This is a genomic window from Paraburkholderia steynii, from assembly GCF_900100565.1.
GTDB classification, from domain to species: domain Bacteria; phylum Pseudomonadota; class Gammaproteobacteria; order Burkholderiales; family Burkholderiaceae; genus Paraburkholderia; species Paraburkholderia terrae.
This window is the reverse complement of record NZ_FNDI01000048.1, coordinates 17,564-38,919: the sequence shown is the minus strand read 5'-3', so window position 1 is coordinate 38,919 and position 21,356 is coordinate 17,564. Positions and strand designations below refer to the sequence as shown.

20 protein-coding genes and 1 tRNA gene are annotated in these 21,356 nt (G+C 62.5%); 13 read left to right on the top strand and 8 right to left on the bottom strand.

Features of this window, described 5'->3' with window-relative positions:
* Window positions 1-46: 46 nt before the first annotated feature.
* Window positions 47-123: transfer RNA gene (locus tag BLT65_RS43175), tRNA-Met, on the top strand.
* Between the two features lie 118 nt (window positions 124-241).
* Here the strand turns inward: BLT65_RS43175 and BLT65_RS43170 are convergent.
* A complete protein-coding gene (locus tag BLT65_RS43170) occupies window positions 242-685 on the bottom strand; it encodes a MarR family winged helix-turn-helix transcriptional regulator (RefSeq protein ID WP_042311047.1) in 444 nt (147 codons plus the stop codon).
* Window positions 686-842: 157 nt separating this feature from the next.
* Here BLT65_RS43170 and BLT65_RS43165 point away from each other — a divergent pair, with 157 nt between their 5' ends.
* Window positions 843-2,381: a DHA2 family efflux MFS transporter permease subunit gene (locus BLT65_RS43165; RefSeq protein ID WP_091790266.1), complete on the top strand. Its 1,539-nt coding sequence runs from the start codon at window positions 843-845 to the stop codon at window positions 2,379-2,381.
* A 26-nt stretch (window positions 2,382-2,407) separates the two neighbouring features.
* Here the strand turns inward: BLT65_RS43165 and BLT65_RS43160 are convergent, their stop codons facing one another.
* Window positions 2,408-3,178 (bottom strand): FadR/GntR family transcriptional regulator, encoded by a 771-nt coding sequence (locus BLT65_RS43160; RefSeq protein ID WP_042311050.1) that lies wholly within the window; start codon window positions 3,176-3,178, stop codon window positions 2,408-2,410.
* Between the two features lie 188 nt (window positions 3,179-3,366).
* Between BLT65_RS43160 and dgoD the strand changes: the two genes are divergently transcribed.
* Both dgoD and BLT65_RS43150 read left to right on the top strand, forming a co-directional pair.
* The gene (dgoD, locus tag BLT65_RS43155) at window positions 3,367-4,515 is read left to right on the top strand and encodes a galactonate dehydratase (protein WP_091790265.1); all 1,149 of its coding nucleotides are present in this window, start codon (window positions 3,367-3,369) and stop codon (window positions 4,513-4,515) included.
* Window positions 4,516-4,806: 291 nt separating this feature from the next.
* Window positions 4,807-5,109: a hypothetical protein gene (locus BLT65_RS43150; protein ID WP_091790264.1), complete on the top strand. Its 303-nt coding sequence runs from the start codon at window positions 4,807-4,809 to the stop codon at window positions 5,107-5,109.
* Between the two features lie 41 nt (window positions 5,110-5,150).
* On the opposite strand, the gene BLT65_RS43145 is transcribed toward BLT65_RS43150, so the two are convergent.
* Together BLT65_RS43145 and copC are read right to left on the bottom strand one after the other, a co-directional pair.
* The gene (locus BLT65_RS43145; RefSeq protein ID WP_042311058.1) at window positions 5,151-6,080 is read right to left on the bottom strand and encodes a CopD family protein; all 930 of its coding nucleotides are present in this window, start codon (window positions 6,078-6,080) and stop codon (window positions 5,151-5,153) included.
* Entirely contained in the window at window positions 6,077-6,454 is a 378-nt protein-coding gene (gene copC / locus BLT65_RS43140; protein WP_091790263.1) for a copper homeostasis periplasmic binding protein CopC, read from the bottom strand. Before copC ends, BLT65_RS43145 begins: the two co-directional genes overlap by 4 nt.
* Window positions 6,455-6,895: 441 nt before the next feature.
* Here copC and BLT65_RS43130 point away from each other — a divergent pair, with 441 nt between their 5' ends.
* The 4 genes from BLT65_RS43130 to BLT65_RS43115 all read left to right on the top strand — a co-directional run bounded on the left by BLT65_RS43130 (window position 6,896) and on the right by BLT65_RS43115 (window position 11,471).
* Complete coding sequence (locus BLT65_RS43130) at window positions 6,896-7,627, top strand: c-type cytochrome (RefSeq protein WP_042311061.1); 732 nt, start codon at window positions 6,896-6,898, stop codon at window positions 7,625-7,627.
* Window positions 7,628-7,647: 20 nt separating this feature from the next.
* Window positions 7,648-8,946: a cytochrome c gene (locus BLT65_RS43125; RefSeq protein ID WP_007586147.1), complete on the top strand. Its 1,299-nt coding sequence runs from the start codon at window positions 7,648-7,650 to the stop codon at window positions 8,944-8,946.
* Between the two features lie 174 nt (window positions 8,947-9,120).
* The gene (trhA, locus tag BLT65_RS43120) at window positions 9,121-9,741 is read left to right on the top strand and encodes a PAQR family membrane homeostasis protein TrhA (protein WP_035986500.1); all 621 of its coding nucleotides are present in this window, start codon (window positions 9,121-9,123) and stop codon (window positions 9,739-9,741) included.
* Window positions 9,742-9,938: 197 nt separating this feature from the next.
* Complete coding sequence (locus tag BLT65_RS43115; RefSeq protein WP_091790261.1) at window positions 9,939-11,471, top strand: DEAD/DEAH box helicase; 1,533 nt, start codon at window positions 9,939-9,941, stop codon at window positions 11,469-11,471.
* Window positions 11,472-11,527: 56 nt separating this feature from the next.
* Here BLT65_RS43115 and BLT65_RS43110 read toward each other — a convergent pair whose 3' ends face one another.
* Both BLT65_RS43110 and BLT65_RS43105 read right to left on the bottom strand, forming a co-directional pair.
* Entirely contained in the window at window positions 11,528-12,052 is a 525-nt protein-coding gene (locus BLT65_RS43110; protein WP_091790260.1) for a hypothetical protein, read from the bottom strand.
* A gap of 127 nt (window positions 12,053-12,179) precedes the next feature.
* Window positions 12,180-13,007 carry a ferritin-like domain-containing protein gene (locus BLT65_RS43105; RefSeq protein WP_042311068.1) on the bottom strand — a complete coding sequence of 276 codons (828 nt, stop codon included), beginning with the start codon at window positions 13,005-13,007 and terminating at the stop codon, window positions 12,180-12,182.
* 427 nt (window positions 13,008-13,434) lie between these two features.
* On the opposite strand from BLT65_RS43105, the gene BLT65_RS43100 reads away from it, so the two are divergent.
* Together BLT65_RS43100 and BLT65_RS43095 are read left to right on the top strand one after the other, a co-directional pair.
* Window positions 13,435-14,214: a DeoR/GlpR family DNA-binding transcription regulator gene (locus BLT65_RS43100; RefSeq protein WP_007586161.1), complete on the top strand. Its 780-nt coding sequence runs from the start codon at window positions 13,435-13,437 to the stop codon at window positions 14,212-14,214.
* A 380-nt stretch (window positions 14,215-14,594) separates the two neighbouring features.
* The gene (locus BLT65_RS43095) at window positions 14,595-14,792 is read left to right on the top strand and encodes a hypothetical protein (RefSeq protein ID WP_007586164.1); all 198 of its coding nucleotides are present in this window, start codon (window positions 14,595-14,597) and stop codon (window positions 14,790-14,792) included.
* Between the two features lie 184 nt (window positions 14,793-14,976).
* Here the strand turns inward: BLT65_RS43095 and BLT65_RS43090 are convergent, their stop codons facing one another.
* Entirely contained in the window at window positions 14,977-15,366 is a 390-nt protein-coding gene (locus tag BLT65_RS43090; protein ID WP_091790270.1) for a hypothetical protein, read from the bottom strand.
* Window positions 15,367-15,569: 203 nt separating this feature from the next.
* Here BLT65_RS43090 and glpD point away from each other — a divergent pair, with 203 nt between their 5' ends.
* The 3 genes from glpD to BLT65_RS43075 all read left to right on the top strand — a co-directional run bounded on the left by glpD (window position 15,570) and on the right by BLT65_RS43075 (window position 19,571).
* On the top strand, window positions 15,570-17,099 hold the full coding sequence (gene glpD / locus BLT65_RS43085; RefSeq protein WP_091790259.1) for a glycerol-3-phosphate dehydrogenase: 1,530 nt from the start codon (window positions 15,570-15,572) through the stop codon (window positions 17,097-17,099).
* Between the two features lie 144 nt (window positions 17,100-17,243).
* On the top strand, window positions 17,244-18,743 hold the full coding sequence (gene glpK, locus BLT65_RS43080) for a glycerol kinase GlpK (RefSeq protein ID WP_091790258.1): 1,500 nt from the start codon (window positions 17,244-17,246) through the stop codon (window positions 18,741-18,743).
* Between the two features lie 141 nt (window positions 18,744-18,884).
* Window positions 18,885-19,571, top strand: coding sequence for an HAD family hydrolase (locus tag BLT65_RS43075; RefSeq protein ID WP_091790257.1), 687 nt, complete (start codon window positions 18,885-18,887; stop codon window positions 19,569-19,571).
* A gap of 967 nt (window positions 19,572-20,538) precedes the next feature.
* Here BLT65_RS43075 and ribB read toward each other — a convergent pair.
* Window positions 20,539-21,273, bottom strand: coding sequence for a 3,4-dihydroxy-2-butanone-4-phosphate synthase (gene ribB, locus BLT65_RS43070; protein ID WP_091790256.1), 735 nt, complete (start codon window positions 21,271-21,273; stop codon window positions 20,539-20,541).
* Between the last annotated feature and the right edge of the window lie 83 nt (window positions 21,274-21,356).

The following is a 21,356-nucleotide window of genomic DNA, read 5'->3' as shown; positions in this document are numbered from 1 at the left end:
GGGGGTTGACAGCCCCCGCCGGCATCTTCATAATCTCGCTTCTTTCGGCGAATTAGCTCAGTCGGTTAGAGCGACGGAATCATAATCCGCAGGTCCGGGGTTCGAATCCCTGATTCGCCACCAGCTTCAAAAAAAGCCGCTGTTTCTCACGAAACAGCGGCTTTTTCATTTCCGGCTCAGCTCTAAACTCAGCCCGGAATATTCGAAGACCGCGCAACCGATCCAGACAAGCGCACACGCCTCACTTGTCGACGATCCTCGTCAAATTCCCCCGCACCTTCTGCAGCAACGAAATGAGCTGCTTCGTCTCCTCGTCGGTTAGCCCGCTCAGCCCTTCGGCCGCGACCTGATCGCCGACCCGCTTGGCTTCATCGAGCGTCCGTTCCGCCTTCTCCGTGATCCTGATCTGCTTCTCGCGCCGGTCGCGCGGATTGCCCAAGCGCTCGATCCAGCCGCCCTCCTCCATCCGGTCCAGCAACCGGCCAGCCGAAATCGGCGCGACTTCCAGCAGGTCCGCGAGCCGCGCCTGGTTGATATCGCCGTAAAACGACAGATACGCGAGCGCCCGGCACTGCGCGCGCGTCAGATCGACCGACAACCGCGCGAGATCGTCGAAACGCTTGCCGACCAGCCGGCCGACATCCGAAATAAGAAAGCCGAAGCGCTCGTCAAAATGGGTTTTCATCGCGCGATTATACGAAGCGGCGCGCCATGCCAATTTCCCCAGGGCACGCACTACGCCCAAAACCCGCAGCGTACAACGACTTCGGGAAACTCAGCGTATGCATAAGAATCTTCGACCTATACAATAAGCATGCTTACTATTTTGAAAACTCCGCCTCATGGCCTCCGATTCGCCGGCAACAAAACCCGCCGTCGAGCTGAACCGTCCGATGATCACGATCGCGATCATGCTCGCGACGCTGATGCAGACACTCGACAGCACCATCGCCAACGTCGCGCTCCCGCATATGCAGGGCACGCTGTCGGCATCGCAGGATGAGATCACTTGGGTGCTCACGTCGTACATCGTGGCCGCCGCGATCGCGACGCCGCTGACCGGCTGGCTGTCCGACCGGCTCAGCGTCAAGCGTCTGCTGATGTTCGCCGTGGGCGGCTTCACGATCGCATCGGCGTTGTGCGGGCTGTCCGAAACGCTGACGCAGATCGTCGCGTCACGGCTGTTGCAGGGCATCTTCGGCGCGTCGCTCGTGCCGCTGTCGCAGTCGATCCTGCTCGACATCAATCCGCGCGACAAGCAGGGCCAGGCGATGGCCGTGTGGGGCATGGGCGTGATGGTCGGCCCGATTCTCGGCCCGACGCTCGGCGGCTGGCTCACCGACAGCTACAACTGGCGCTGGGTGTTCTTCATCAACGTGCCGGTCGGCGCCTTCGCGCTATTCGGCATATTGACGTTCCTTCCGTCGCGCGAACCGAAACATGACGCCAAATTCGACGCGTTCGGCTTCGCGACGCTCGGCCTCGCGATCGGCGCGTTGCAGGCGATGCTCGACCGCGGCGAACAGCTCGACTGGTTCGGCTCGCATGAGATCGTGATCGAAGCACTGATCGCGGCGATCAGTTTCGCGTTCTTCATCGCGCATACGGCGACCGTCGGCAAGTCGTCGTTCTTCAAGTACGAGTTGCTGAAAGACCGCAACTTCGCGACGGGCACGTTCTTCATCTTCATCATCGGCGCAGTGATGTACGCGACGCGCGCTCTGCTCCCGCCGATGCTGCAGAACCTGATGAACTATCCCGTCGCGACGACGGGTCTCGTGACAGCGCCCAGCGGCGCGGGCACGATGATCGCGATGCTGTTCGCGGGACGCCTGCTCAAACATATCGACGCGCGACTGATGCTGCTCGCGGGCTTCGTCGTATCGGCGTTCGCGCTGTGGCAGATGATGCAATACACGATCGTACTGTCAGAGTCGGATATCGTGTGGCCGGGCGTGATTCAGGGATTCGGCCTCGGTCTCGTGTTCGTGCCGTTGAGCGCGCTGACGTTCTCGACGCTGACGCCCGCGTTGCGTGCCGACGGCACCGCCACGTATAGCCTGATGCGCAATATCGGCAGCAGTATCGGCATTTCGATTGTGCAGACGCTGCTCACGCGCAACACGCAGGTCTCGCACTCGGATCTCGCGGCGAACGTGACGGCGTTCAATCCCGTGGTTGCGCCGATCCTCGCGACGGGTTCGCGCATGGATATGGCCGTGCTCGATGTGTCGATCACGCAGCAGGCCGCGATGATCGCGTATCTGAACGACTTCAAGCTGATGTTCGTCGCGACGCTCGCCGTGATCCCGCTCGTGCTGCTGATACGTCCGTCGCGCAAAATCCCGGATGAATCCGTCGCGCACGCGGCGATGGACTGAGCCGCACGCGGTCCTTCTCGCGAAGATCAGCCTTCGATCCGCCCGCGCGTCACGCCCAGCAACGAAGCCATCGCGTGACGCGCGCGCGGCGCATCGCGATCGCGGATCGCTTCGAACACGGCCGTATGCTCGGCCAGCGACGCGTTGAACACATCGGCGCGCTTCGCGTTTAGCCGCAATTGCGCTTCCAGCGTGCGTTCGATCAAGGTGCCGAGCGGTATCAGCAGCTCGTTGCTGCACGCGGCAAGCACGCTCAGATGGAATTGCAGATCGGCACGCACCCATTCATCGACATTGCGCGCCGCGACCATCGCCGAATGCGCGGCGTCGAGCGCGCCGAAGGTCGCGTCGCTGTGTGAGGCGGCGGCGAGCGCGGCCGCATACGGCTCGATCATCTCGCGCATTTCCTGCAGCTTGAGCGCGAAGTCCATCGCGGGCGCCACGCGGGAATACCAGTCGAGCACATCCACATCCAGCAGATTCCACGCGGGCTTTGGACGCACACGCGTTCCCACGCGCGGCCGCGATTCGATCAGCCCTTTCGACGTCAACGTGCGCAACGCTTCGCGCAGCACCGTGCGGCTGACGCCGAACGCCTCCATCAACTCCGCTTCGCGCGGCAGGATGGATTCAGGCGCGTAGTCGCCGCGCAGAATGGCTGTGCCGAGCAGATACGCCACGCGGCCATGCAGATCTCGCTGAATGTCGGTTCTCCTGATGCTGATTGTGGGTTGGTCTTGTGCTTCGCACCGCGCGTCCTGCAAACGCGGACCGCCCGCGATTATCTTCGATCGCATCCGCGAAACCCATCACCGACGGACAAAACCTTTCGTTGAATAATACTATTAATAGTATTTAAAGGCGATTTTGTTGTAGGATGTGGCTCCTCAACTGCCGCGCCGCCAGCGTCCAATTAACGGGACGAACGGGCACGCCGCGGCCATCAACTGCAATCGGCTTTGCAAGCAAAGGAGACGCTCCCGCCATGAAGATCACCAAAATCGAGACATTCATCGTTCCGCCGCGCTGGTGCTTCGTGAAGATCGAAACCGACGAGGGCATCGTCGGCTGGGGCGAGCCGGTTGTCGAAGGCCGCGCGCACACGGTCGCAGCCGCCGTCGACGAACTCTCGGACTATCTGCTCGGCAAAGACCCGCGCAATATTGAAGATCACTGGCAAGTCATGTACCGCGCGGGCTTCTATCGCGGCGGCCCGATTTCGATGAGCGCGATTGCGGGCGTCGATCAGGCGCTGTGGGACATCAAGGGCAAATTCCACGGCGTGCCCGTGCATACGCTGCTCGGCGGCCAGGTGCGCGATCGCATCAAGGTGTATTCGTGGATCGGCGGCGACCGCCCGAGCGACGTCGCGAACAATGCGCGCGCCGTCGTCGAGCGTGGCTTCAAGGCCGTGAAGATGAACGGCTCCGAAGAGTTGCAGATCATCGACACCTTCGACAAGGTCCAAGGCGTCATCAACAACGTCGCGGCTGTGCGCGAAGCGGTCGGCCCGAATGTCGGCATCGGCGTGGATTTCCACGGCCGCGTCCACAAGCCGATGGCGAAGGTGCTCGCGAAGGAACTCGATCCGTTCAAGCTGATGTTCATCGAAGAGCCCGTGCTCTCGGAGAACGTCGAGGCGCTGCGCGACATCGTCAACCAGACGAGCACGCCGATCGCGCTCGGCGAGCGTCTGTACTCGCGCTGGGACTTCAAGCACATTCTTACTGGCGGTTACGTCGACATCATCCAGCCGGACGCGTCGCACGCGGGCGGCATCACCGAGTGCCGCAAGATCGCGTCGATGGCGGAAGCCTACGACGTCGCGCTGGCGCTGCACTGCCCGCTCGGTCCGATCGCGCTCGCCACCTGCCTGCAGATCGACGCCGTCAGCTACAACGCGTTCATCCAGGAACAGAGCCTTGGCATTCACTACAACCAGGGCAACGATCTGCTCGACTACATCAAGAACCCGGAAGTCTTCAAGTACGAAGACGGCTTCGTGTCGATCCCGCAAGGGCCGGGTCTCGGCATCGAAGTGAACGAGGAGAAGGTGCGCGAAATGGCGAAGGTCGGCCATCGCTGGCGCAACCCGGTATGGCGTCACGAGGACGGCAGCGTCGCCGAGTGGTAAGTAAGCAGACGCGACATCGCGAATGAAACACAAACGCCGCCTTCGGGCGGCGTTTGTCATCTGACAACCCGTAGTCTCTTCGAAGACGTTACGGCCGCATGCCGCGCGCGCGGCGTATCAGTAACGTTACACAGTTGACGCGCGACGCCTTTTTGCGCCTCATGCGGCGTTGGCGCTCAACGCGAAAACCCTTACCGGACAAGCGTTTCAGCCCGATACACTGGTGCTTCGCAACGCTTGGCCCAGTCCTTGCTGAATGGTATGCAAACAACCATTCGAACGGGGGCTGTCATGGGCGAATTCCTTCCCGACTATCTGATCCGTGAACAGGCCGCCATTGGCGCGCTGGTCGTATTCGGCGTACTGCGCCTGATCGGCGCGGTGCTCGCGTTTCAGCGTGGCTGGCGCATCTCGACGGTCGAGCAGTGTTTCATCGCTGCAGCATTTATCTATTGCCTGCCGCAGCTGCTGGATCTGCTCACGCACATGACGAGTTCACACGTGGCGGCAGCAGAACTCGAAGGCAAGGTCGCGGGCAGCGCGATCGGTCTGTTCTTCGCGCCCGTCGTCGGCCACAAGCTCGGTTACGAATGATCGCTTGCAGGCGGCGACTGACCCGACCCGCTTCGTCGCGCTCAGCCGAGCGCCGCGAAACCCGGCACGCTATGCGACAGGACAGCGGCGGCCGCGAAGATGCCGAGCATCGCGAGCGCCTCGAGGTACAGCAGGTTGGCGAACGTATGCGCGTCCATCGTAGACGCCGTGCGACGCAAGCGCGGCAACGCCGAAAAGCGGTTCAATCCGCCTAGCACCAGCGCCAGCGCAACCAGCGCGAGCTTGAGCATCAGCACGTGCCCCCAGGTACTCGTTTCGATCGCGAGAAACGAATTGCCCGAGCCGCGCGCCGCGTTGAACACGCCTGAGAGCAGCACGAACACGACAGCAACGAGCGACACATTCGACAACTGCGTCGCCGTACGGATCAGCACGCCGCGCGCGATCGACGTTCCGAGCGCCGGCAGCACCGAGAACCCGGCCGCGAGCACAAGGCCGCCCCATACCGACGTCGTAAGCACGTGCAGCGTGTGCATGCCGATGGCCGCCGACGCCACGCCCGCATCCGCCGCGTGACCCAAGGTCGCCTTGCCGCCCGCAATCGCGATCACGGCGAGCCACAGCAGCGCATTGCGCAACACGTTGGTCTGCCGTGCAAACGACACGAGCAGCAGCACGAGCGCGCCAGCAAACGCGACACTCCAGCCGAAGCCGACGTGCGTTTGCGACAGCATCGTCGGCACGACGCCGAACGCTTCCGGCAAGCGCACGCCCGCCATCTCGGCCGCCTGATAGAGCAGCCAGCCGAGATCGGCCAGCACCAGCACGATCGCGGAAGCCTGCATCGACCGCTGCGCCCGCAACCATGCCGGGCGCGCGGGCGCGATCTTCGCCTGCGCATCGTTGACGAGCCACGCGCTGAGCAAGGCCGAACCGACGGCAAACGCAAACGCGACGTTCATGAGCGCGGCCATCGCGACCTGCCCGATCCACAATCCGTCGACTCTCATTTGACGCTGAAGGCGTAACTGCCCTTCGTCCGATGTCCGTCTTCGGCGACAGCCGTCCATTGCACCGTGTAGCGCCCCGGCGCGAGCGGCTGCAGCGCGAGATGCATGGTCTTCGTGTCCTGCGGATCGACCTGCGAGGCTGCCGGTGCAGCCGGTTTGTCGTCGGCATCGACGAGCGCGAGCTTGCTGAACGCCGGTTCGAGCGGCTCGCTGAAGTGGATCGTCACAGCCGAGGGCGCGGCGACTTCAGCGTCAGGCGCGGGATCGCGCGACGTGGGCGTCGCGTGGGCAAAGGCGTTCGACGCGACGGCGAGCGACACGCCGCACGCCGCGAGCCAGCGAAGCGGCAAGCGGGAAAGCAAGGAGAAAGTCATAGGCTGGCTGTAGATGGAAAACGTGAGGACGGTCCGGATAGTACGCTTCGATGTTTTGCGGCCCTGTCAGTTCAACGACGACTGGGCCTTGCCCGAAGCAAAGCGCCTACACGAATTCGCTCAAAACTGGAACATCGAGAGGCAACAAAGCGACAACAGCCGTCGATGCAAAATGCGCAATCTTAAATTAATTGGAAGCGCTACCGCCAGGCCGGCACTCAAGCGGAGGCGCGCCAGGTAGGCGAAAGATGGCGGCGAATCGCGTCAACTTGTCGCATCGGGCGTGTCGCTCGGGCGCGTCAGGTATGAAGTTCGTCGCATGTGGCAAATAGTCATCATTACCCATCGATGATAGAATGCGAGGTCGCTGCGCACCGTCCGCCGCATTCATCGCGCTGCACACACCGATCCGTTCGAAGTTCGGCCAGGCCCCCGATAATGATGGAGTTACGCGTGTCTTCAAGACGCATTTTTCGACCGCTGCTCGCCCTGTTGCTGATCGGGTGTGCAGGCATATCTGGCGCTGTACAAGCGCAAACCCAGCCTAAAGCTCCGGACACGATGGAAGCGCGCGTGCAAGGCTGCACGGCGTGTCACGGTTCGAAAGGTCAGGGCACGGATAACGACTATTTTCCGCGTCTCGCCGGCAAGCCGGCCGAGTACCTGTACAACCAGTTGAAGAACTTCCGTGAAGGCCGGCGCAAGTACCCGCCGATGAACTACCTCGTCACGTATCTCTCCGACGACTACCTTCACGACATTGCAACGTACTTCTCGCAGCAGCGTCCGCCGTATCCGACGCCGTCGAAACCGACGGTCGCCGATTCCGTGCTCGCGCGCGGCAAGGAAATCGTGCTGAACGGCGACGCGTCGAGGCAGATTCCCGCTTGCGCGGCCTGCCACGGCAAGTTGCTGACGGGCATGGAACCGGCTATCCCGGGTCTGGTCGGCCTGCACATGGACTACATCAGCGCACAGCTGGGCGCATGGCGTTCGGGTTCGCGTCACGCAATCGAGCCTGACTGCATGCACACGATCGCCACGCGCCTGACGGACGCCGACGTGAACGCAGTCGCCGCGTGGCTGTCCACGCAGCAGGCGCCGCAGAACCCCGTGCCGGCACCCGCCAAATCGTTGAAGACTCCGCTTGCCTGCGGCAGCGAACCGCAATAAGGCACCGGGAGAGACAAACAATGAAACGCAAGTCTTTGTTCGCGCTTTCGGCCGTCGTCGTGGTAGCGGCTGCCGCGCTGGTTCCCGTACTGTGGTCGGGCAGCGACTATCTGCATAACGGCACCGCCGTCGCAGCCACGCCGGCAGACCAGGCTGCAATGATCAAGAAGGGCGAGTACCTCGCCCGCGCTGGCGACTGTATCGCCTGCCACACGGTGCGCGGCGGCAAGGAATTCGCCGGCGGCCTGCCGATGGCCACGCCGTTCGGCACGCTGTTCACGCCGAACATCACGCCTGACGACCAGTACGGCATCGGCAAGTGGTCGCAGGACGACTTCTATCGCGCGATGCACACGGGCCGTTCGAAGGACGGCAGCCTGCTCTATCCGGCCTTCCCGTTCACGAGCTACACGAAGGTCTCGCGCGCCGACGCGGACGCGATCTATGCGTACCTGCGTTCGGTCCCGCCCGTCGCGGTGCCGAGCCGTCCGCACGAACTGAAGTTCCCGTTCAACAACCGGAACCTGCTGATCGGCTGGCGCACGCTGTTCTTCCGCGAAGGCGAGTACAAGGCGGACCCGACCAAATCGGTGGAATGGAACCGCGGTGCGTATCTGATCGAAGGCCTCGGCCACTGCGGCATGTGCCACACGTCGATCAACGCGATGGGCGGCCCGGTGAACTCGGCTGCGTTCGCGGGCGGTCTGATCCCGCTGCAGAACTGGTATGCGCCTTCGCTGACGTCGAACAAGGAAGCCGGCCTCGGCGACTGGGACATCAAGGACATTTCCGATCTGCTGAAGACGGGCGTGTCGCAACGCGGCGCGGTGTTCGGTCCGATGGCTGAAGTGGTTCACAACAGCTTGCAGTACATGTCGGACGAAGACATCCACGCCATGTCGACGTACCTGAAGACCATTCCGCAGAAGGACGAAGCGCCCGAGCATCTGCAACTGGAGACGTCGCAACAGTTCGGCAGCGAACTGTTGAAGCAAGGCCAGAAGATCTACGCTGACAACTGCGCGAAGTGCCACGCGGAGAACGGTCTCGGTATGCCGCCGTCGTTCCCGCCGCTCGCGAACAATCCGTCGATCCAGATGCCGTCTGCCGTGAACCCGATCCGTATGGTGCTGAACGGCGGTTATCCGCCAAGCACGGGTGGCAATCCGAAGCCGTATGGCATGCCGCCGTTTGCGCAAGCGCTGTCGAATCAGGAAGTGGCAGCCGTTGTGACGTACATCCGCCAGTCGTGGGGTAACCACGGCACGGCTGTGTCGCCGCAACAAGTGTCCGATCTGCGTTCGGCGCCGCTCGACTAAGCGTCGTCTGCGGGTTCAGGGCGCGGCCTGCGATAATCGCGGCCGCGCCCTTCGCTTTTTTCAGGAGCGAGGTTTCGAAGTTGATCGACGTCGCAGACATCCGCATATCGGGCGTATAACGTTGGTCCCGTGTTGATTGTCGGATGAGATGGGCATCATGCAGGAGGAAGTGCCGTGCAAATCGGGGAGCGTCTGAACAGCATCACCCACCTCGTCGGCGCCGTGCTGTCGGTGGCGGGGCTGGCGACGCTCGTGACGATGGGCGCACTCGACGGCGATGCGTACAAGGTCGTGAGCTTCAGCGTCTATGGCGCAATGCTCTGCGTGCTGTACGGCATCTCGACGATGTATCACAGCGTGCGTCGTCCGCGTCTGAAGGCGATCTTGCAGAAGTGCGATCACTCTGCGATTTATCTGCTGATCGCGGGCAGCTACACGCCATTCACGCTGGTCACATTGCGTGGACCATGGGGATGGTCGCTATTCGGAGTAAGCTGGGGTCTGGCGGCGCTCGGAATCGTGCAGGAATTGACGCTCGGGCGACGCACCCGCAGCGTATCGATGGTGCTGTATGTGCTGATGGGATGGCTCGCGCTCGTTGCCGTCCGTCCACTGGTCACTGCATTGCCGGCCGCGGGTACGGCCTGGTTGCTGGCTGGCGGAATCATCTATAGCGCAGGCATCTACTTCTTCATCAACGACGAGCGCATCCGGCACGGACATGGCATCTGGCACCTGTTCGTACTCGCCGGCAGTCTGTGTCAGTTCGTCAGCGTCGCGCGTTATGTCGCATGAGACGCATGACGGCGGATGCAACTTAATGCCAGTCGACGTGTCTGCATAGCTCGTCGAGCAATTCGGCACGCATCTAGCGTGCCGCCGATTTCTCCGTGAACGGTGACTGTCGGGCGAGCGATCATGCGAGTCGCCCGCGAACGCGCCTTCTGGCCGCGTTCGACACCGTTTGCACAATTGCATTGCAAAGAGTTTTTATGTCTTTTGATTCCCTCGGCTTGTCCGAACAGCTGGTCCGCGCAGTCAACGAACTCGGCTATACATCGCCGACTCCGATCCAGCAGCAAGCCATTCCCGCCGTGCTCAACGGCGGTGATCTGTTGGCCGGCGCCCAGACGGGCACGGGCAAAACAGCTGGCTTCACGCTGCCTATCCTGCAACGTCTTCTCACCATGCCGCCCGCGCCGGGCGGCAAGCGCGTCGTGCGCGCCCTGATCCTCACGCCGACGCGTGAACTGGCCGCGCAGGTCGAGGAAAGCGTGCGCGCGTACGGCAAGTATCTGAAGCTGAAGTCGACCGTGATGTTCGGCGGCGTCGGCATCAACCCGCAAATCGACGCGTTGCGGCGCGGCGTGGATATCGTCGTCGCGACGCCGGGGCGTCTGCTCGACCACATGCAGCAGAAGACCATCGATCTGTCGCATCTCGAGATTCTCGTGCTCGACGAAGCCGACCGCATGCTCGACATGGGCTTCATTCACGACATCAAGCGTGTGCTCGCCAAGCTGCCGCCGAAGCGCCAGAACCTGCTGTTCTCGGCAACGTTCTCCGACGAGATCAAGGCGCTCGCCGACAACCTGCTCGATTCGCCTGCGCTGATCGAAGTCGCACGCCGCAATACAACAGCCGAATCGGTCGCGCAGAAGATTCACCCGGTCGACCGTGACCGCAAGCGCGAGATGCTCACGCATCTGATCAAACATCACAACTGGTTTCAGGTGCTCGTGTTCACGCGCACGAAGCATGGCGCGAACCGTCTCGCCGAACAGCTGACGAAGGACGGCATCAGCGCGCTCGCGATCCACGGCAACAAGAGCCAGTCGGCCCGCACGCGCGCGCTGGCCGAATTCAAGAACAACACGCTGCAGGTGCTCGTCGCCACCGACATCGCGGCGCGCGGCATCGATATCGACCAGTTGCCGCACGTCGTCAACTTCGATCTGCCGAACGTGCCGGAAGACTACGTACACCGTATCGGCCGCACGGGCCGCGCGGGCGCGACGGGCGAGGCGGTGTCGCTGGTGTGCGTCGATGAGCTTCAACTGCTGAAGGACATCGAGAAGCTCATCAAGCGTGCCGTGCCGCAAGAAGTGATCGCGGGCTTCGAGCCGGATCCGAATGCGCGGCCCGAGCCGATCCTGCGCCGCGGCCAAGGTGGTGGTGGCGGCCGTCAGCCGCGCCAGGGCCAAGGTCAAGGCCAGCGGCAAGCTCAGGGGCAGCAAAAGCGCGAAGGCTCGGCCAACGGGAACAATGGCGCATCGCGCGGCGGCCAACGGGCTTCGGGCGACAAGCCCAAGCAGCAACCCAAACCGCAAGCGGCCAAGCCCGCGCAGGCGCGCACCGATGGCTCGCGTCATCAGGACAACAAGCCACGTGCCGTCGCGCATGACGGCAACGCGCGTGCTCCGCACGCACCGCGCAAGCCGCACGGCGCCAATCCGGGTGCATTGCTCGGCGGCGGCGGCAAGCCGCGCTCTGGCGCGCCGCGCGGCGGTCAGCGCGGCAACTGACGCAACACGGAGACGCCCGGCATTTTCAATGCGGGCGTCTCACACTTGTCCGTCTGCTATCTGCCAGCCGCCGCGCCGCCAGCGGCTTTCTTCAGGTACTCGATCTGCTGCGCCCAGCGCTCGAGCACTGCATCTCTCCCCTCTTCCAGGTCGAACGTGATGCCCGCCGTCAGGCGCGCATAGCGCACGCGATGCGCTTCGCCCGATTCAATCGACCCAGCGAAGCACGCAAGGCCCGCAGCATCCGCGCTCAATGGCGCGAGCGCGAGCTGAATCTGATAGAACGCCTCATCGAACACGAACGTCAGCGCGGCACGGCCGCTGCGCGCAATCGCCTGCGCGGCGCGCGACTGCGGCCACAGCGCGACGCATAGCGTGCGCGAGTCCGGCGCGTACAGTTCGCCGATGCCGAGCAGCGACGTACGCAAATGCGCGCCGCTTTCGTCGACGGTCAACAGCGATGCCGTAAAGCCGACCTTCGATGCGAGTGCCGAGCCGTCGAATAGCGCGCGCAATTCGACCGGCCATTCGTCGAAAATCTGTTGATCGAGTGCGCGGTTTTGCTCCGCGGATGCTGTCATGGGTGATTCCTCCATCGTAGGCACGCTCGCGCGCGGCATTCAGCGCAAATGCAAATGGCCCGCTTGAAGGGCGGGCCATTCATGCGTCGACAGTCCAGGCCTTCGGCCCGGCTGCGTGTCGCGACGCTCAGCGGAAAAAGACGTGCTGCGTGATCTTCGCGAGCGGGTAATGGACGCCTGGCTGAATCTTCGCCGGCAAATCGAGCGGCTTGAGCAGCATCTTCACACACATATCGGCCGACAGGTTGTGCCGCACCAGCTTGTTCACACGCGCAGCCTTGTCGCGGTTATACACGGGATCGTTGACGCGCTCGGGATAGCGAATCGCGAACACGTGACGCAGTGCGATCTCCGAGTCTTCGTTCTTGATCTCCATCACGCGCCGCATCAACGCGCCAAGCACGGCGAGCCGGCCATTGCCCTCGATCTTGTTGTACTTCTTGAAGTACTTGAAAAAGTGCTTGTAGTGACGGACTTCGTCGGTGCGGATGTTGTCGGTGATTTCCTTCAGCACGGGTTCGTCCGAACACACGCCGATCGCCCGATACAGCGTAGCCGTGCCCGTCTCGACGACGCAGCGCGCGACCATCTCCAGCGCGCGGGTCTTCTCGAAGTCTTCCATGTCGCAGGTCTTCGAATACTCTTCGAAGAAGTTGTGGAACGCCGTGTCCCAATCGAACTCGGGCCACACATGCGCGATATACGCCTTCAGCGCGCGGCCGTGCTGCATCTCTTCGGGCTCCCACTCGTTGTTGAGCCACGCCGACACCTCGGGGTCGCCATTGAAGAACCTGCTCAGATTGCTCGTGTAAAGATCAGTACCGCTTTCGATAAACGAGGCTGCGCAAAGCAGTAACAAGAGGTCTTCATTGGCGACCGCGCGTTGACGGTCGATGCGATTGAGATCGATGTCTTCGATGCGCCAGGGCATCACGTGACCAGCCTCGTTGTGCATAAAAGTTCGCTCCGAAAACCGTAGCGCCTCGTGCGCGGGCTGAACCGCGCCTATCCCGGTTCGACCGCCGCCCTCGACGCCTACAGTGCCTTGCAACATTGAATTTTTATCTTCATCTTAGTCGCTGCTCTGCAAATTCGCAGACAACACAGCAGAGACCATGCCGGATCGACGCAGTTCCACCCGAACCTTGATTGATCGTGCGAATGCACAAAAGACTACATATCGGATGATTCGAACACCCTGGCAAGCGCGAAGTCGCACGACAAAGCTGCATTGCACAGGTGCCTTACGCTTCCTTTCGACCAGCGCTCCGCGCGATCGAAAAAATCCGAACACAAACCAACGACGACGAACACAACGAAGGTCTTACAATACGGCCAAGCCAACCTTCGCCCGCTTCAGGTGCGGCGCTCACAAAAACATCATGACACGAGACCCCCGCCTCACGCTTAACGCACGTCAACAGGAACTGCTGGAGTGGGTGCAACGCGACGGCTTCGTCACGGTCGACGATCTGGCCGCGCATTTCGACGTGACGCCGCAGACGATTCGCCGCGACGTCAACTGGCTCGCCGACATGAATCTGCTGCGCCGCTATCACGGCGGTGCAAGTCTGCCGACCAGTTCCGAGAACGTCTCGTACAGCGCGCGGCAGCGGATGTTCCATGACGAGAAGCGGCGCATCGCGGCGCTGGTCGCCACGCACATTCCCGATCAGGCGTCTCTCTTCATCAATCTCGGCACGACGACGGAAGAAGTCGCACGCGCGCTGAACCGGCATCGCGGGCTGCGCGTGATCACGAATAACCTGAACGTCGCGAGCATGATGAGCGGCTACCCGGATTGCGAGGTGCTGGTGACGGGCGGGATCGTGCGTCCGTGGGACAAGGGTATCGTCGGCGAACTGACTATCGACTTCATCCGCCAGTTCAAGGTCGACTTCGCGATCATCGGCACGTCGAGCATCGAAACGGACGGCACGCTGCGCGACTTCGACACGCGCGAGGTGCGCGTCGCAGAGGCGATCATCGAACATTCGCGCACGGTCTTCCTCGCCGCCGACCATTCGAAATTCGGCCGCCCGGCGCTCGTGCGCCAGGGGCATCTGAACCAGATCGACTCTCTCTTCACCGACGCGCCGCCGCCGCCCGACATGACGGAAACGCTGACGAACGCGGGCACGCAGGTCTATATTGCCGAGTGACCTTGGGCACGGGTCGCGACGCGAGGGCTGACGCAGGCCGGCGGCGTCGCAAGCCCGTTTCCGCCATGCTGCACCGCACGCAAAACCTCCAGTGAAATCAAGGATTTGCCGCGCCCAGTAGACCGCCTCTCACGCGCGGCGCTGTCAACGGGAAAATTTACAGGGGCCCATTTGGACTTCCGGCCGCCATTGACTACACTCCAGTTCCCCAACGTCCTTAAACGTCCCTGGACTGAGCGGAATGCATTGGACATGGGGTGAAGCAAGCACAACTTCAGGCCTGATCCGCGGGATTCGCAGCCCGCTGGATCCTCCGTCTGCCGGCAGGGCCGTCGGCGGGCGCAATGGCCACCCGACTACGCTTGACATGGAGAGAAACGATGCTGAGTCCGCATGAATTCGCCACGTTGTTGCTCGTCAAGGACGCCCCTAACCAGGTCGATATGGAACGCGAAGAACTCGACGCACTGCTCGAACGGCAGCTCGTGGAGCTCGAAAGACTCGCGTCGGGCTTGCAACAATGGCGCATCACGGAATCGGGAGATACGGCTCTTCGCGCGATCAAGCGCTTTTCCTGACGGCAATCGAGCGAATCTAACGCGCTTGCCAGTCAAATCACTGCGGCCGTAGGCGTGTTCGCAACGGACACGCAAGCATACGGACGCCTGGACGGTCACGCGGCTTGCCCGCCTGGCCGTCTTTATGTTTTCAGGCTTGCCCCGTCATCGTTGAACGGCGCGCCCGCGCGCGCCAGTCGCGGCCTTAGCCGCTACGCAGCGTCGGATCGACGGCTGCGCGCCAGCTCAGCGCCTTTACGCGCTGAGTGTTGAAGAACTCCACCCACTGACGACGCGCCTGCGGGTCCGTGCTCGCGCCCTGCGCCGCGTAGCGCTGCGCCAGCGCCGTCTGGAACGCGCAGTAATCCGCCTTCGACAACCCGCCGCGCTTGCTCGCCACATAGGCGTCGAACAGCGTCACGTAGACGGATTGCGCGTCGCTGCCGTAGTCGGCCGGCTGGCTTCCGCACATCGCCTGCAGATCCGCGAACGACGGCGCGCCCAGCGTTCCGTTCAGGCTCGGCGTGCTGACACATCCCGCCAGCACCGCCGCGATCGACAGCGCTGCCGCGCCCGTTTTCCAGAGTCCACGCATGAAATTCACCTCGTATCGCCGCAATCCGGCTCATTGCCGGAAGTATCGTCTGCGCGCGGCAAACGTGCCACCGGCGCGCGGAATCGCGCACCAATCCAAGGCAAGTCGAACTTTACTTTTTCGAATATGTTCATTAAAGTTTCGAAAACGAACATTACGACTTTACATTAACCCTACTTTTTCCTCCGTCAGGGGCATTCCGGGTGACGCAAGACTCCATTTATGACCTGCTCGTCGTCGGCGGCGGGATCAACGGCGCGGGTATCGCGCGCGACGCTGCGGGCCGCGGCCTGTCCGTGCTGCTGTGCGAACAGGACGATCTGGCTGCGCATACATCGTCGGCCAGCACCAAGCTGATTCACGGCGGCCTGCGCTATCTGGAATACCGCGAGTTTGGGCTCGTGCGCAAGGCGCTGCAGGAACGCGAGACACTGCTGCGCGCCGCGCCGCACATCATGTGGCCGCTGCGTTTCGTGATGCCGCATATGCCCGATCTGCGGCCCGCGTGGCTGATCCGCGCCGGTCTCTTTCTATATGACCATCTCGCGCGCCGCGAATTGCTGCCCGGTTCGCGCGGCATCGACATGCGCAAGCATCCGGCGGGCAAGCCGCTGATCGATTCGATCAAACGCGGCTTCGTCTATTCGGACGGCTGGGTCGACGACGCGCGCCTCGTCGTGCTGAATGCGCTCGACGCACAGGAGCGTGGCGCGACCATTCTGACGCGCACGAAGCTCACCGGCGCGACGCGCGTGAATGGCGAATGGCATGCGCAACTGCTGCGCGCGGACGGCTCCACTTCGACAGTGCGCGCGCGTTCGATCGCGAACGCCGCCGGCCCGTGGGTCGGCGACCTGCTGCGCGGGCCGCTTGCACGCGAAGCGAACTACAGCGTGCGGCTCGTGAAGGGCAGCCATATCGTCACACGCCGCCTGTTCGAGCACGATCACGCGTACATCTTCCAGAACCCGGACAAGCGCATCATTTTCGCGATCCCTTACGAGCGCGATTTCACGCTGATCGGCACGACGGACCTCGAATACAATGGCGATCCGTCGAAGGTCGCGATCGAGCCGTCCGAAACGCAGTATCTGTGCGACTCGATCAACCGTTACTTCAAGCAGCACATCGCGCCGCGCGACGTGTACTGGACGTACTCCGGCGTGCGTCCCCTGCTGGAGGACGAGAACGCGGACAACCCTTCCGCCGTCACGCGCGACTACCGGCTCGAAATCGATGCGCCGGCGGGCGAGGCACCGCTACTGTCGGTGTTCGGCGGCAAGATCACGACGTTTCGCAAGCTCGCGGAAGAAGCCGTCGACGATCTCGCGCGCGAGTTGCAGCACGACAAGCCAACCTGGACCGCGGGCGCGCCGCTGCCGGGCGGCGATATCACGCATGCGGACTTCGAGCGCTTCGCATCGCAGTTCGCACAACAGCACGCATGGCTTCCTGGCGCGCTCGCGCGCCGCTATGCGCGGGCTTATGGCACGCGTGCCGAACGCGTGATCGGCGCCGCGCGCTCGCTCGCCGATCTCGGGCAGCAGTTCGCGCCCGGGCTGTATGAAGCGGAACTGCGCTATCTGCGCGAAACCGAATGGGCGACGACGGCGCGCGACGTGCTGTGGCGCCGCTCGAAGCTCGGCCTGCATGTCGAGCCCGGCACGCTCGAAAACGTCACGCGCGACATCGACGCGTGGTTCACCCGCGCGACAACCAAGCAGCACGCCTGACGGGCGCGCGCACGCGGACATGTGGCAGCGCGCGGCGATTCCGCCGCGCCGCCGCGCATGCAACAATCCGCGCAGGCACTATCTTTCGCGTGACCTGAGCGCGCCGCCGCGCCGGTCCGACAAAAAACGCATGGAGAAGAGACGATGCAGGATCAGTACATCCTGGCGCTAGACCAGGGCACCACGAGTTCGCGCGCGATGCTGTTCGATCGCAAGGGCAATGTCGTCTCGGTCGCGCAGAAGGAATTTAAGCAGATCTATCCGCATCCGGGCTGGGTCGAGCACGATCCGCAGGAAATCTGGGCGACGCAGGCGGGCGTCGCAGCCGAAGCCGTCACGCATGCCGGCCTGAACGGCACGTCGATTGCCGCGATCGGCATCACCAATCAGCGCGAGACGACGATCGTCTGGGATCGCGAAACGGGCCATCCCATCTACAACGCGATCGTCTGGCAGGACCGGCGCACGGCCGACTTCTGCGATCAGCTGAAGGCGCAAGGTCTCGAACAGACATTCCGCGCGAAGACCGGATTGCCCATCGATTCGTACTTCTCCGCAACGAAGATCCGCTGGATTCTGGACAACGTCGATGGTGCGCGCGAAAAAGCGCGGCAAGGAAAGCTCGCGTTCGGCACGGTCGATAGTTGGCTGGTGTGGAATTTCACCAAGCATGAGTTGCACATCACCGACGTGACCAACGCGTCGCGCACGATGCTCTTCAACATCCACACGCTGCAATGGGACGACGAGCTCCTCGACGCGCTCGACATTCCGCGCAGTATGCTGCCGGAAGTGCGTCCGTCGTCGGAGGTGTATGGGCCGACCAAGACGACCGTGTTCGCGTCGAAGATTCCGCTTGCGGGCATCGCGGGCGACCAGCACGCCGCACTGTTCGGCCAGATGTGTACGCGCTCTGGCATGGTGAAGAACACCTACGGCACCGGCTGTTTTCTCGTGATGAACACGGGCGCGAAACCGATCGAGTCGAAGAACAATCTCGTGACGACGATTGCCTGGCAGATCGGCGATCAGGTCAACTATGCGCTCGAAGGCAGCATCTTCATCGCAGGCGCTGTCGTGCAGTGGCTGCGCGATGGCTTGGGCATCATCCGCAGTGCGTCGGAGATCGAGGCGCTCGCGCGCGGCGTCGAGCATAGCGACGGTGTGTACCTGGTGCCCGCGTTCGCCGGCCTCGGCGCGCCGCACTGGAATGCGCGCGCTCGCGGCACGCTGTTCGGCGTCACACGCGGCACCACGTCCGCGCACATTGCACGCGCGGCGCTCGATTCGATCGCGTATCAATCCGTCGACGTGCTCAAAGCGATGGAAGCCGACTCGGGCATTCACATCGACGAACTGCGTGTGGACGGCGGCGCATGCGCGAACAATCTGCTGATGCAGTTCCAGGCTGACATTCTCGGCGTGGATGCCGTGCGTCCGCAGGTCAGCGAAACGACGGCGCTCGGGGCCGCGTATCTCGCGGGACTCGCGACGGGCTACTGGAAGGACATCGACGAATTGCAGAGCCAGTGGAAGCTCGAACATCGCTTCTCGCCGTCGATGCCGGGCGATCAGGCGAAGGCCTGCCTCGACGGCTGGCAGCGGGCGATTCGCGCGGCGAAGGCGTGGGCCGACGCGCCCTGAATTGATGCACGTCCGTGCGCGGCGTGTCGCGCGAGCCGTCCGGCGCGCGCCGGGCCGCAATGCACGTATCATGTCGCTTTCGGCCCGCTGTGGTGCTTGCGTCCTGGCTCTCGCGGGCTGCGCTTTCGTTCCATTTTCCGCATGATCGATCATCTCATTTGCGACTGCGACGGCGTGCTCGTCGACAGCGAAGTCATCGCCGACCGCGTGATGCACGACACGCTCGCCGCCACTTTTCCCGCGCTCGATTTCCACGAGATCTGCAAGACCGCGTTTGGTCAGCAGACTTCGCGGTTCCTTGAGAGCGTTCAAGTGGCATTCGATATCGAGCTGCCCACTGATTTTTTGCAGACCGTCGAGGCCAATGTCGAACGCGAGCTTGCGTCGTCGCTGTCGGCGATTAGTGGCGTGCGGGATGCGCTGCTGCGCGTGTCGCTGCCTGCTGCTGTCGTGTCGAATAGCCGGATGATGCGGGTGAGCGCTTCAGTGCGCCGCGCCGGCCTGGCAGAGATCTTTGGAGCGCGGGTGTTTAGCGCTGAGCAGGTCGCGCGGCCGAAGCCTTATCCCGATGTGTATCTGTTTGCTGCTGAGCAGTTGGGCGTCGAGCCGTCGCGGTGCATTGTTGTCGAGGATAGCGTTGCTGGGCTGAATGCCGCGCGCGCGGCGGGGATGATGACGATTGCGTTTGTTGGGGCTAGTCATATTCCTGATGGCTATGCCGATGTGCTCCGGAATATGGGGATCACGCGGATCATGCAGCATATGGATGAGTTGCCCTCAATTGTTCAGGCGGGGATGCGGGGGGAGTTTGGGGGCGTGCAGTCGTAGCTGCGGTTTTTTTGTCTGCGACGCTTTGGTTTGAGGCTTGTCGCCGGTGTTCGTTTTTGCGGCTTCGCGGTGCGGGTGGTTTGGGTTTTTGTTTTGTTGTCTGCGACGCTGGGTGGTTTGCTTGTGGTTTCGCTGGCATCCGCGTTACGTTGTTTGCCGTTCAAGCGTCGCCCTTGTGCGTTTGCCTTTTCGCTGGCATCCGCGAGTTGTTAGCGTGCTTCATGCGTCGCCCCTGTGCGGGGCGGCACCTACTTTTCTTTGCCGCCGCAAAGAAAAGTAGGCAAAAGAAAGCGGCTAACACCGCCAACATTTCTTCCTGCCTGAGGGCCCCCAAAGGGTCTTACGCTTCACACGGCAATCACTTTGTTCGTGTTCGTTGCCAACGCTTTGAATTGACGCCTCACCCGCTTCAGACACCCGCACAAGGGCAAGCGGCAACGAATGTCGGTCTGTCATGTGCCGCCCAGGTGGCAAACTGTGTGTAGGTTGTCGCGGCGTATAGCTTGGCGCTCTTACGGGGTGGGACGCGTGCTCTATCGGTCCGAAGTGAGGCGTGCGAGGTACTACGGCCTACACACAGTTTGCCACCTGGGCGGCGGCAGAATATCTGGCACAGCATGCTGGAACGCGGGTGCGTGAAGCGGGTGAGGCGTCAAATTAGAGCGTTGGCAACAAGCATGGGTCACGTGATTGCCGTGTGAAGCGTAAGACCCGTTGGGGGCCCTCAGGCAAGAACAAGAATTGGCGGTGTTAGCCGCTTTCTTTTGCCTACTTTTCTTTGCGGCGGCAAAGAAAAGTAGGTGCCGCCCCGCACAGGGGCGACGCCTGAAGCACGAAGGCATAGCGCGGATGCCAGCGAAAACGCAAAGCAAATCACACCGCTTGCGCAGCAAACACCACCACCCGGATGCCAGCGCAAAACACAAGCAAACCACCCAGCGTCGCAGACAACAAAACAAAAAAAACATCAAACCTCGAAACAAGCCTCCCGCGCGAAGGCCATCGCGCGCCGAAACTCAACCAATTCCGCGATAGTAAGCATAGGCATATCGTGCTGAGCGGCGAAACGCTCAACATCAGCCCCTCGCATCATCGTGCCATCAGCATTCATCAACTCACACAAAACCCCAGCGGGCTTCAGCCCCGCCAAAGTCACGAGATCGACAGTCCCTTCCGTATGCCCGCGCCGCGCCAACACTCCGCCCGGCATCGCCCGCAACGGATACACATGCCCCGGACGCACAATATCCGCAGGCTTCGCGTTATCAGCAATCGCGGCACGAATCGTCGTGAGCCGGTCAGCGGCAGACACACCCGTCGACACACCTTCGCGCGCTTCGATCGACACCGTGAACGCCGTCGTGTTGCGACTTTCGTTATGAGCGGTCATCGGCGGCAATTCGAGCGCGCGCACCTTGTCGTCGGTCAGGCACAGACACACGATGCCGCTGCACTCGCGGATAAACAGCGCCATCATCTCGACGCTCATACGCTCAGCCGACATGATCAGATCGGCCTCGTTCTCGCGATCGTGATCGTCCTGAAGCACGACAGCACGGCCCTCGCGTAACGCGTCGAGTGCGGCGGCGATGCGCGGCGGAATGGGTTCGGTGGCAAGCAGGGGAAGATCGGCTGCCGCGTCCTCAGCAACGACAGACGGCGCAGGCCAAACGAATGCAGCAGGTGTAGAGACTACGGACATGTGAAACGCTCCTCGCAAGAGTGTGGGCGAAAAACGTTTCAGGGCATTGCAAACAGACAAACGCGTCCCGCGAGCCGCAAGCG